The following is an 11,994-nucleotide window of genomic DNA, read 5'->3' as shown; positions in this document are numbered from 1 at the left end:
AAACTAAAAAGCCCTCTCAGGAAATCCTGAAAGGGCATTTTTATAATGTGCTAAAAATTATTTCTTATGCCTCAAAAGGAACAACAGAAACAAAAGACTTATTGTCTTTCTTTTTAGTAAATTTCACTACACCGTCTACTTTAGCATGTAAAGTATGATCTTTTCCAGCGTATACATTTTCGCCAGGGTTATGAGCAGTACCACGTTGTCTAACAATGATGTTACCTGCTATAGCCGCTTGACCTCCGAAAATCTTCACTCCAAGTCGTTTCGATTCTGACTCTCTACCATTCTTGGAACTACCAACTCCTTTCTTATGTGCCATATTATAATAAGGTTTTTAGTATATTAATAATTAACTTAAAGCTTCAATTAATTCAGCTTTTTTCATTGAAGAATATCCTTCAACACCTTTTTCTTTCGCCATTTCTCTAAGCTCTGCAACTGTATGCTTACTTAAATCATTATCAGCCTTTGCTTCTTCTTTCTTTTCAGATTTGCTTTCAGAAGCTTTCTTACCACCTTTAGCAGTAATACTTTCGATTACAATTTCTGTTAAATACTGGCGGTGACCATTTCTAACTTTGTAACCTTTACGTCTTTTCTTTTTGAAGACAATTACTTTATCTCCTTTAAGGTGACGATTAATTTTTGCTCCTACAAGAGCACCTTCTATAGCCGGGGCGCCAACAGTAATGTTGTCTCCGTCTCCTGTTAGAAGAACTTTATCGAAAGAAACGCTGTCTCCTTCTTCTCCTGGCAAACGGTGAACAAACACTTTCTGGTCTTTTGCAACTTTAAATTGCTGCCCTGCTATCTCTACAATTGCGTACATAGTGTTCTGTTAATTAATTACTTAAATAATCAAAAATAAACTTCAATTTTACTCAAAGCGGGTGCAAATATAATTTTAAATAATTAATTTACAAAGACTTCTAGCAATTTAGTTCGAAAGCTTATGTTTCTCTGCTTCAGTAGTATTCCAGCTTTTTTTAAATAACTGCATAAATGCTAATGTTAAAGCAAATGTAGTGGCTGCACCCATAGCAAAAACGGTAAATAATACTATTGGAATACTAATTTCGTAATCGCTACGCCACATTGTTAGAAATTCATCTAAAAAATCTGGATTTATTTCACCGGCATATATTCCAAAGAATATTGTAAAAATAGTAGTTGCTATAAAACCCGTTACTAATCCGGTTGTAAAACCATCGCCATACTTAAATAAGCCTGCTTGTTCTTTTTTTTTCTTTTTAATAGCAAACCAAATGCCTGCTCCCATAATAAGGCAGTTTACAAAACTAAAAGCAGCACTACTTAATCCTAATAATCCATTTAATATCCAGAAATATGCACATAATGCTATAGCAATCACTATTCCATAGGTAATTGATGTCTTGTTTTTCATAATTAGAGTTTAGTTTCAGCTTAATTTCACAAAAAAAAATAAAAACATCACTTAAAAGCTTGTTAATTTATATTTTTTAAGCTTAAAATGTTAAATATTTGAAATATAAAAAATTGTAACAAATAAAGCTATAACTACACCTATATATTGAAATCTATAAAAATTGATACTATGAACAAACTAAAGCTAACTATCGGGATATTCTTTCTCGGTATTGCTGGTTTTGCCCAAAAAGTAGATTATACGGAATATAATCTAGATAATGGGTTACATGTAATTTTACACCAAGATAATTCAGCTCCTGTAGTTACCACCTCTGTAATGTACCATGTAGGAGGAAAAGATCGTGAAGATGGAAGAACAGGATTTGCCCATTTTTTTGAACATTTATTATTTGAAGGTACCGAGAATATAGGTCGTGGTAAATGGTTTGAGATTGTAAGCTCACACGGAGGCAAGAACAATGCAAACACTACAAATGACAGAACTTATTATTATGAAACTTTTCCATCAAACAACCTAGAATTAGGGCTTTGGATGGAGTCTGAAAGAATGATGCATCCGGTAATTGGCCAAGAAGGTGTAGACACTCAAAACGAAGTTGTAAAAGAAGAGCGAAGAATGCGAATGGATAATTCTCCTTACGGTAACATTCTACCTGCTATGCAAAAAAATATGTTCGAGAAACATCCTTATAAAGATCCTAATATTGGCTATATGGAAGATCTTGATGCAGCAACATTACAGGAATTTAAAAACTATTTCAAAAAATATTATGTTCCTAACAATGCTGTATTAGTTGTTGCAGGAGATATTAATATTAAAGACACCAAGAAACTTGTTCAAGATTATTTTGGTCCTATCCCCTCTGGTAAAGACGTAGTAAGAAATCTCCCAAAAGAGGAACCAATTACCAAAGAAGTCCATGCAAAATTTTACGATGCTAACATCCAGATTCCAATGACAATTATTGGTTATAGAACTCCGGAATTTGGCAATAAGGACTCTTATGTTTTAAATATGATTTCCAAATATTTAAGTGACGGAAACAGTTCTAAACTTTATAAAAAATTAGTAGACCAACAAAATATTGCATTGCAGGTTGGAGCAGTTAACTTAGAGCAAGAAGATTATAGTATGTACCTTCTATATTCCTTACCACAAGGTGAAACTAGCCTAGCTACATTAAATACCGAAATAGAAGCAGAAATAACTAAACTTAGAAGCGAACTGATTTCTGAAAGCGATTTCGAAAAACTTCAGAATAAAGCAGAAAATAGCTTTGTAAATTCAAACTCTAGTATTGAAGGTATTGCTAACTCACTTGCCAGAAACTACCTTTTATATAATAATACAAGTCTAATTAATGAAGAAATAGATATTTATAGAAACATCACTAGAGAAGAAATTAAAGAAGTGGCTAACAAATATCTAAAACCAAACCAACGAGTAATTATCGATTACTTACCAAAATCCGAAGAAAAGAAAGCGGAATAAAACCAATTTAGACGAAAATGAAAAAAAATATAATAGCAATAACAGTATTTCTTTTGGGAGTTCTTGGGCTCAACGCTCAGGTTGATCGTAGCACTATGCCAGAACCTGGTCCTGCTCCAAAAGTAAAAGTAGAAGAGCCAGAGACCTTTACATTGACTAACGGCTTAACCGTAATGCTGGTAGAAAATCACAAATTACCAAGAGTTTCGATGTCTCTCAAATTCGACAATCCGCCACACTCCGAAAGTAAAAAAGCTGGAGTAAGCAAAATTATGGGCGAGCTCTTAGGACAAGGAACAACTAATATTCCTAAAGATGAGTTTAATGAAAAAGTAGATTATTTAGGTGCCAGATTAAATATTAACTCTAGAGGAGCTTCTGCAAACACTCTTTCTAAATATTTCCCGGAAATTCTTCACCTAATGGCAGACGGAGTTATTAATCCAGAATTCACTGAAGAAGAATTTAGTAAATCTATTGCTCGTGAGAAAGATTACCTAAAAAGCAACGAAAAAGATGTGGCTTATAACGCAAGCCGAGTACGTTCAGCCTTAGCTTATGGTAAAGATCATCCTTACGGAGAATTCGAAACTCAGGAAACGATAGGAAATCTTAGTCTTCCCGATGTTAAAGATTATTACCAAACTTGGTTTTCTCCAACAAATGCGTATTTAGTTATCGTAGGTGATGTAAACAAAAAAGAAGTAAAAAACTTAGTTAAGAAAGAGTTTTCGAACTGGAAACAAACGGCAATTCCTGAGGTGAATATTCCCGAAGTTAAAAATGTAAAACAAACTGAAATTGACTTTGTTGACATGCCAAATGCTGTGCAAAGTGAAATAGCTTTAGTAAACACAATTAACCTTCAGAAAAATCAGGAAGATTATTTTCCCGCAATAGTAGCCAATAAAATCTTAGGTGGCGGTGGCGAAGCAAGACTTTTCCTAAACCTTAGAGAAGATAAAGGCTATACGTATGGAGCTTATTCCAGAACCGGTAACGATAAATACGCAGCTACTTTTATAGCAAGTGCAAGTGTACGTAACGAAGTTACTGATAGCTCCGTAGTTGCATTTTTAGATGAAATCAACAAGATTAGAAATGAAAAAGTTTCTAAAAAAGAATTAGCAAATGCTAAGGCTAAACTTACCGGAGATTTTGTACTTAGCTTAGAACAGCCTTCTACAATTGCTGCTTTTGCTATGGAAATCGAAACTGAAGATCTAGACAAAGATTTTTATAAAAAATACTTAGAAAATATCGATAAAGTTTCCATAGAAGATATACAAAGAGTGGCTAAAAAATATTTCCTTGCCGATCAATCCCGAATTGTAATTGCAGGAAAGGGAAGCGAAGTTTTAGAGAACCTAGAAAAAATAACTTATAACGGAAAATCGATTTCTATTAATTATTTTAATAAAGATGGAGAACAAATCGAAAAACCTGATTATAAAAAAGAGCTAGATCCTTCGATAAATGTAGAAAAAATCTATTCTGATTATATTGATGCTATCGGAGGTAAAGATGCTACTGAAAAAGTAACTTCTATTCTATTGAAAGCTACTGCAAATATCCAAGGGCAAGAATTAAGCTTAGAGCAACGTAAAACGAAAGCTGGTAAATTTTCACAATCTATTAGTTTAATGGGGAACGTAATGCAGAAACAAGTATATAATGGAGAAACGGGTTATATGATGGCGCAAGGCCAAAAAATGCCTATGAATGACGATCAGATAAAAGCTATAAAAATAGAAGCAAAACCTTTCCCTGAACTTTCTATTGATGAAACTGCTAAAGTTACTGGTATTGAAAATGTAGAAGGTGGTGATGCTTACGCGGTAAAAGTAAATGAAAATACTACCAATTATTACAATATCGAGAGTGGACTAAAAGTTAAATCGCTTACAACAGTATCTCAAATGGGACAAACAATGAGTATTCCTACTGTTTATAGTGACTATAAAGAAATAAGTGGTGTAAAATTACCATATACTATTTCGCAAAGCGTAGGTCCACAATCTTTTGATTTAAAAGTTCAAGAGATTAAAATTAATGAAGGAGTTAGCGATGCTGATTTTGAATAAATAAAGCATATTACTTATCGAAAAAGCCGGTTTAAAACCGGCTTTTTTATTTTAAAAAAATCTACTTTTCCATTTGTTATTAATCCCAATAATAGATTTCGATCAATTTACTATTAAATAAAATCATAGCTGCTCCTGTTACTAAAATAGCCACAAATCTAACAGATTTTTGAATTATACTATTTGACAAATTTTGATGAAAAATTCTAGAATAAATTTGAAATAATAATACAGAAATAATTAAACTTTAGTTACTGCCAAAACTGAAACACCACTTATTAGATGTCGCTTTAACCCCATAACAAAAGCTGCTACAACCCCTAAAATTGAATATATAATTTTCAGTATCATATACAGAAGCGCCACTTAGTATTAAACCAACAACCTTCATAGGCTTCAGAAATACTTCAAGAAAGATTTTTTATTCATTTTATCTTGGGAGGATATAAATCCTAAAAGGAGTGTTATTAAAAGTGTTTACACATATAAAATAAAAGAAGTATTCCTCTTATTTTCAATAAAATAGACCAAAAATATTCTAAACTGAAATTCCGAATAAAAAGTAGAAAATTTTATTGCCACTGAACGCTTTCCATTAAATGCTTTATATCTTTCTGAATATAAGCTGCTGCCGGATATATAGAATCGTAATTAGGAAGCGCTTTAAAATATAAAGCGCCCGTTAAAAAGTGATGTACACTATCGGTAATATAAAATTGTGCTTGAGAAGCTGCGTCCCCCTCTAATTCGTAAAACATACCATACACTTTTTTACCGGGATTGGTATAAATATCTCCCTCTATTGCATCAGCCTTTATAGTATGTTCTAATGGTAATTTTTGGGCATCCGCAAGTAACGAATCTAAATTGTTTTTCACAGGCTGATAGGTTATAAAAACCGATGCATTAAGCAATGGATAGTCTACATTAAACCAACAAGGTTTACGATGTTTAGGATAACTTATATTGGCAATTGTATTTTTTTCAAAAACGTAAGGGCATGGCAAACTTAATTTTTTATAGCTTGCTTTTGGATATTTTAAAGCTAAAAATCCATTAGGTTTAGGCTGCACCTCTTGCTGACAAGCTGTTAAAAAAAGTAAACTAAAAATTACAAAACTGAATTTCAACAATCTCATAGTGCAAGTATCGTCAGTTTTATTTGTTTAATACGGCGATCGTTAATGGCTTCAATTTCAAAATTATAATTTCCAAAATTGATAACTTCATTTTTATACGGAAAATCTCCAGATATTTCTAACAGAAAACCTGCTAAAGTATCTGCTTCACCTTTATTATCTTCAAACAAAGAAGGATCTTCTAATTTTATAATTTTATAGAAATCTTTTAAAGGTGTTCGCCCTTCAAAAACAAAATTGGCTTCATCTAGTTTAGAATATATTAAATCCTCATCATCAAACTCATCACTTATATCGCCTACAATTTCTTCAATAATATCTTCAAGCGTAATTAATCCACTTGTTCCTCCATATTCGTCTACCACAATAGCTAAATGATTTTTCTTAGCCTTAAACTCATTCAAAAGATCATCTAACTTTTTATTTTCAGGAACGAAATAAGGGTCGCGAACTAACGATACCCAATCGAAATTCTCTCTTTCTAAATGCGGTAAAATATCTTTAGCATATAAAATCCCGGTTACATTATCGATGTTTTCTTTAAAAACCGGTATTCTAGAATAGCCATTTTCGATTATTTCTGGAATAATTTCTGAAAAAGGATCTTCTTCATCTAAAGCAAAAATATCCATTCGAGGAAGCATTACTTGTTTTGTATCTATATTCCCAAATGATACAATACCTTTTAAAATTTTCTGTTCTTCTTTAGTTGTATCCTCTTTACTAGTAAGCTCTAAAGCTTGCGAAAGTTGATCAATACTAATATATGATCGTTGTTTTCCCAAATGCTTATACAAAAATAATGTAACCGAACGCATAGGAATTGTTAGGGGCGTGAAAAGAGTATCTAAAACCGATAAAGGCTTGGCCATTATTCCCGAGAACTTTACATTATTTCGGCTTGCATAAACCTTTGGCAATATTTCACCAAATAGTAGAATTAGGAAAGTAACAATACCTACTTCAAAAATCAGTTTTAAATTTATTCCAAATAAAACCGGATTGAAATTCTGAAAAATAAAATCGGAAAGCGAATCGAACAAAAGCACTATAGCTATGTTGATAAAATTATTGGCCACCAAAATAGTTGCCAGCAATTTTTTAGGCTTTTCTAATAGCCTAATTACAGTTTCCTGAGATTTTGTACGCTTCCCGTCTTCAGTTGTAAAATCGGCTGGAGTTAACGAAAAAAATGCTACTTCTGCACCAGAGATTAGCGCAGAGCAAAACAATAATAAAAATAATATTAATACGCTCATAATCTCTGTTATATCAAGCGCAACCATAAGAAGTAAACTGGGGGGTTCCGAATCCAAAAGTTTAAAATTTAGTTGTACTTAGAATGGTAAATCATCGTCATCATCATTACCAAAAGGTTGTGATGAATAACTTTGTTGATTCTGTGAACTCTGAACATCAGATTTTTGCTGAGGTTGAGAAGTTTGAGATTGCGCTGCTTGATTAGCAGTATCTCCACCAGCATTCTCTCCTTTAGGAGTTAAAAATGTGAAATCTGTACATTGAATTTCGGTAGAATAACGATCCATTCCTTTATCGTCTGTCCATTTTCTAGTTTTTAAGCGTCCTTCAATGTATACTTTATCTCCTTTTTTAAGATACTTCTCGCAAACTTCTGCAGCTTTATTTCGTACTACAACATTATGCCATTCGGTATTATTTACACGCTCACCAGAATTCCGATTGGTGTATACCTCGTTGGTGGCTAAAGGAAAACGACCAATTGATCCACCTCCTTCAAAATAATGCATCTTTACATCGTCTCCTGTATGCCCAATAAGCATTACTTTGTTTAGCGTTCCTGTCATAAAAAATAGTCTTAATTTGTTAAAAGCGACTTCTTGTTCTAAATTAACTAAAATTTCTTTTAACTAAAAAATTACAAGAATGGTAATCTACAAAATTACAAGTTTTCCAATTCAATTTCATTAAGAAAGTTCTGAATTAACACTGGTACCGGATAATTTTCTAGATTTTCTATCAATATAGCTTTTTCTACAGAAATATTTTTAACCTCAACTAACCAAAAACGAGCATAAATATGCTGGTGTGATAATTTATGAACAATTGGTTTGTAATTATAAAGGCTAACTGAAGCTTTTGTAGATCCCGTTATATTTTTAAATTCTTTAGACTGCTCAATATTTAATGCATCTCCAATATCTTGTTCTGTTTCTATTAAAGGAAATTCATACAATCCATTCCATATTCCTTTGCCTTCTCGCTGCTGAAGCATAGTTTTATTTTCTTCAGAAGAAAAAACTAAGTAATTAAAATATCGTTTCTTTATTTTTCCTTTTTTAATTTTTACTGGCAATTCCGAAATTTTATCTTCTTTTAAAGCTAAACAACTATCGTTAAAAGGACAAGTTTCACAAAGTGGATTTTTAGGTTTACATTGCAAGGCACCAAATTCCATAATACCCTGATTAAATAAAGAAGGCTGATCTTTATCTAACAACTCGGTTGCTAAATTTTTAAATTCTTTTTTTCCTGCTGTACTATTAATGGGTGTATCTATATTAAAATAGCGCGCCAATACTCGAAATACATTTCCATCCACCACAGCAACCGGTTCGTTATAGCTAATAGAGGCAATCGCACTAGCAGTATAATCTCCCACTCCTTTTAACTTTAAGAGCTCCTTATAAGACTTCGGAAACTCACCTTCGCACTCAAAAGCAATATATTTTGCAGTTTCATGTAAATTACGAGCCCTAGAATAATATCCTAATCCTTGCCACAATTTCATAACTTTATCTTGTGGTGCTTTTGCTAAATCGAATACTGTCGGAAAAGCCTCAATAAATGCTTCATAATAGGGCAAACCTTGTGCAATACGAGTTTGCTGAAGCATAATTTCACTAAGCCAAATATTATAAGGGTTTTGAGTTTCTCGCCAAGGCAACTTTCTTTTACTTTTTAAGTACCAGTTAATCAATATTTTATAAAATTCCATATATTTATTTCTGCGGATACAATAATAATTGTTTATTCCGTTATTATTTAATGATTTAGGTTTGAAATATTGAAGATTTAATTCTTATATTTGCCCCCTTGAAAATTACAACCCACATTTAATAATATTAAATAGTACGAAAATGACGAAAGCAGATATCGTAGCAAACATTTCAGAAAAACTAGGAATGGAAAAAGGCGATGTACAAGCTACCATAGAGACTTTTATGGACGAAGTAAAGACTTCTTTGGAAAGCGGTGATAATGTATATTTAAGAGGTTTTGGAAGTTTTGTTGTTAAAACTAGAGCAGAAAAAACAGGTAGGAATATTTCTAAAAATACGACTATTAAAATACCTGCTCATAACATTCCAGCCTTTAAGCCAGCAAAAATTTTTGTTGAAGGTGTAAAAAGCAACGTAGAAGTAAAATAAGTCCTGTATTATTGCAAACAGGAAAAACGAAAATAAATTATTAATTAAAACGTAACACTATGCCAAGTGGTAAAAAAAGAAAAAGACATAAGGTAGCTACGCACAAGCGTAAAAAAAGAAGAAGAGCTAACCGTCACAAGAAAAAGTAGTTTTAAACTACTTTTTTTATATCTGTAATTAGCCTTTTAAAAAGGTTAAAGTTCTTTGAAATTGAAATTCTTTATTTTTAGTAGATAAAGAATTTCCCAGGCCTAAAAACCTGTGATAATTTAATGTTTAATCCATCCCGAAATATTTCGGGTTAAAAATCTAAAAGCGTGGACAAAGAGTTAATAATCCGGTCCAATTCTTCTGCTGTAGATTTTGCCTTACTAAAAGATGGAAAACTTATAGAACTAAACAGGGATGAAGACGACAACAATTTTAATGTTGGCGATATTTTTATCGCCAAGATTAGAAAAGCTGTACCAGGGTTAAATGCCGCATTTATTAATGTTGGCTATAGTAAAGATGGTTTTTTACACTATCATGACCTAGGCCCTCAAATTTCATCCCTACTTAAGTTCGTAAAACGTGTAAGCACAGGTAAATTAAAAGATTATTCTTTACAGAATTTTACTTTTGAAAAAGATATAGACAAAAACGGAAGCATTTCCGAAGTCTTAAAATCAAATCAGTCACTATTGGTTCAAATTGTTAAAGAACCTATTTCTACCAAAGGTCCACGAATAAGCAGTGAGCTTTCGTTACCGGGTAGATATATAGTTCTGGTTCCTTTTTCAAATCGTGTATCAGTTTCTCAAAAAATTGAAAGCAAAGAAGAAAAGGAACGTTTAAAACGCCTTGTAAAAAGTATTAAACCGAAAGGTTTTGGCGTGATAGTAAGAACCGTAGCTGAAGGCAAAAAAGTAGCAGAGCTAGACAAAGACTTACAAAACTTGTTAGGTCGATGGACAGCAATGTGCAAGAAATTGTACAAACCAAATTATCCCTATAAAGTATTAGGAGAGTTAAACAGAGCATCCTCTTTATTAAGAGATGTTTTTAACGACACCTTTACTTCTATTAGTGTAGATGATGAAACTTTGTATACACAAATTAAAGATTACTTGAGCGAAATTGCTCCCAGTAAAGAATCAATTGTGAAATTACATCAGTCCAACATTCCTATATTTGAAAAATTCGGTATCGAAAGACAAATAAAAACTTCATTCGGGCGTACTGTATCGATGAGTAAAGGCGCCTACCTGGTAATCGAACATACAGAAGCAATGCATGTTATCGACGTAAATAGCGGTAACCGTTCGAATAAATCCAAGAACCAGGAAGATACTGCATTAGAGGTGAATTTAATTAGCGCCACAGAAATTGCTCGCCAATTACGACTTCGTGATATGGGCGGCATTATTGTTGTCGACTTTATAGATATGAACAAAGCCGAGAATCGCAAAGCTTTGTATGATCATCTTAAAGACGAAATGAGCGATGATCGTGCTAAGCACAAAATACTCCCTCCCAGCAAATTTGGACTTATACAAATTACAAGACAGCGCGTTCGGCCGGAAATGAATATTAAAACCAGGGAAGAAAATCCCAATGGAGACGGAGAAATTGAAGCTCCGATAATTTTAATAGGCAAAATAAAATCCGATTTAGAGCGAGTAATCAAAAAAGGACATAAAAAGGTTACCCTTAGCGCACACCCCTTTATAACAGCATTTCTAACTAAAGGATTTCCATCACCCAGACTACAATGGTTTATTAATCATAAAATTTGGGTTAAAACAGTACCTAGAGACGCTTACACGTACTTAGAATACCATTTTCTCGATAATGAAGGGAAAGTGATACTATAATATTTAAAAGCCTTATAACTTTTGTTATAAGGCTTTTTTTATACCCTTTTCTTAAATTCAGAATAAACTTTATTTTTGCAAGTATGAGGCCTGACAACCAGAAAACGTATACTGTTAAAGAAGCTACTGTTAAACTGATGCAATTTTGTGCGTATCGTGAACGAACACACAAAGAAGTGGAAGAAAAATTAAAGAAATTAAATATGATTCCCGCTGCACAAGAACAAATTATTATACAGTTAATGCAAGAAAATTTCTTAAATGAAGAACGCTTTGCAAAAAGTTTCGCCCGTGGTAAATTCAGAATAAAAAAATGGGGAAAAAAAAGAATTATCAATGAATTGAAAATTCGGGGAATCTCCCCTAGAAACATCCAAACAGGTTTAAAAGAAATTTCAGAAACTGATTACCTAAAGACATTTCATGAAATTTCAGACAAAAAGTGGGAGGCAACAAAAGAAACTTCTATAACAAAGAAAAAGAAAAAAGTAGCTGATTATTTACAATATCGAGGTTGGGAAAGCCAACTTATTTTTGAAAAATTAGCCGATCTAATTACAAACGAAAATTAGATATCCGCGCCTACCTTTTTCATTA

At 32.6% G+C, this 11,994-nt stretch carries 12 protein-coding genes; 5 read left to right on the top strand and 7 right to left on the bottom strand.

The window, feature by feature from the left end; all coding sequences use genetic code 11:
• Window positions 1-64: 64 nt before the first annotated feature.
• From rpmA to ACN0WI_RS01595, 3 genes are all read right to left on the bottom strand, one after another.
• Window positions 65-325 carry a 50S ribosomal protein L27 gene (rpmA, locus tag ACN0WI_RS01605; protein ID WP_417884857.1) on the bottom strand — a complete coding sequence of 87 codons (261 nt, stop codon included), beginning with the start codon at window positions 323-325 and terminating at the stop codon, window positions 65-67.
• A 30-nt stretch (window positions 326-355) separates the two neighbouring features.
• Window positions 356-835: a 50S ribosomal protein L21 gene (rplU, locus tag ACN0WI_RS01600; protein WP_417884856.1), complete on the bottom strand. Its 480-nt coding sequence runs from the start codon at window positions 833-835 to the stop codon at window positions 356-358.
• Window positions 836-943: 108 nt separating this feature from the next.
• The gene (locus ACN0WI_RS01595) at window positions 944-1,411 is read right to left on the bottom strand and encodes a DUF4199 domain-containing protein (protein ID WP_417884855.1); all 468 of its coding nucleotides are present in this window, start codon (window positions 1,409-1,411) and stop codon (window positions 944-946) included.
• 171 nt (window positions 1,412-1,582) lie between these two features.
• Between ACN0WI_RS01595 and ACN0WI_RS01590 the strand changes: the two genes are divergently transcribed.
• The gene (locus tag ACN0WI_RS01590) at window positions 1,583-2,908 is read left to right on the top strand and encodes a M16 family metallopeptidase (protein WP_417884854.1); all 1,326 of its coding nucleotides are present in this window, start codon (window positions 1,583-1,585) and stop codon (window positions 2,906-2,908) included.
• Between the two features lie 17 nt (window positions 2,909-2,925).
• On the top strand, window positions 2,926-4,992 hold the full coding sequence (locus ACN0WI_RS01585; protein ID WP_417884853.1) for a M16 family metallopeptidase: 2,067 nt from the start codon (window positions 2,926-2,928) through the stop codon (window positions 4,990-4,992).
• Window positions 4,993-5,564: 572 nt separating this feature from the next.
• On the opposite strand, the gene gldD is transcribed toward ACN0WI_RS01585, so the two are convergent.
• The 4 genes from gldD to mutY all read right to left on the bottom strand — a co-directional run bounded on the left by gldD (window position 5,565) and on the right by mutY (window position 9,108).
• Window positions 5,565-6,131, bottom strand: a complete 567-nt coding sequence (gldD, locus tag ACN0WI_RS01580) for a gliding motility lipoprotein GldD (protein WP_417884852.1) — start codon at window positions 6,129-6,131, stop codon at window positions 5,565-5,567.
• Window positions 6,128-7,447 carry a gliding motility-associated protein GldE gene (locus ACN0WI_RS01575; protein WP_417884851.1) on the bottom strand — a complete coding sequence of 440 codons (1,320 nt, stop codon included), beginning with the start codon at window positions 7,445-7,447 and terminating at the stop codon, window positions 6,128-6,130. Before ACN0WI_RS01575 ends, gldD begins: the two co-directional genes overlap by 4 nt.
• A gap of 21 nt (window positions 7,448-7,468) precedes the next feature.
• Entirely contained in the window at window positions 7,469-7,957 is a 489-nt protein-coding gene (ssb, locus tag ACN0WI_RS01570) for a single-stranded DNA-binding protein (RefSeq protein WP_417884850.1), read from the bottom strand.
• A gap of 95 nt (window positions 7,958-8,052) precedes the next feature.
• Complete coding sequence (gene mutY, locus ACN0WI_RS01565; protein WP_417884849.1) at window positions 8,053-9,108, bottom strand: A/G-specific adenine glycosylase; 1,056 nt, start codon at window positions 9,106-9,108, stop codon at window positions 8,053-8,055.
• Between the two features lie 124 nt (window positions 9,109-9,232).
• Between mutY and ACN0WI_RS01560 the strand changes: the two genes are divergently transcribed.
• The 3 genes from ACN0WI_RS01560 (at window position 9,233) to ACN0WI_RS01550 (ending at window position 11,969) form a co-directional block, all read left to right on the top strand.
• A complete protein-coding gene (locus ACN0WI_RS01560) occupies window positions 9,233-9,541 on the top strand; it encodes an HU family DNA-binding protein (protein ID WP_262506692.1) in 309 nt (102 codons plus the stop codon).
• A gap of 317 nt (window positions 9,542-9,858) precedes the next feature.
• On the top strand, window positions 9,859-11,397 hold the full coding sequence (locus tag ACN0WI_RS01555; RefSeq protein WP_417884848.1) for an Rne/Rng family ribonuclease: 1,539 nt from the start codon (window positions 9,859-9,861) through the stop codon (window positions 11,395-11,397).
• A gap of 83 nt (window positions 11,398-11,480) precedes the next feature.
• The gene (locus tag ACN0WI_RS01550; RefSeq protein ID WP_417884847.1) at window positions 11,481-11,969 is read left to right on the top strand and encodes a regulatory protein RecX; all 489 of its coding nucleotides are present in this window, start codon (window positions 11,481-11,483) and stop codon (window positions 11,967-11,969) included.
• The last annotated feature ends 25 nt before the right edge of the window (window positions 11,970-11,994 follow it).

This window comes from Zunongwangia sp., from assembly GCF_048269745.1.
Taxonomy (GTDB): Bacteria; Bacteroidota; Bacteroidia; order Flavobacteriales; family Flavobacteriaceae; genus Zunongwangia.
This window is presented reverse-complemented; position numbering and strand designations above follow the sequence as displayed.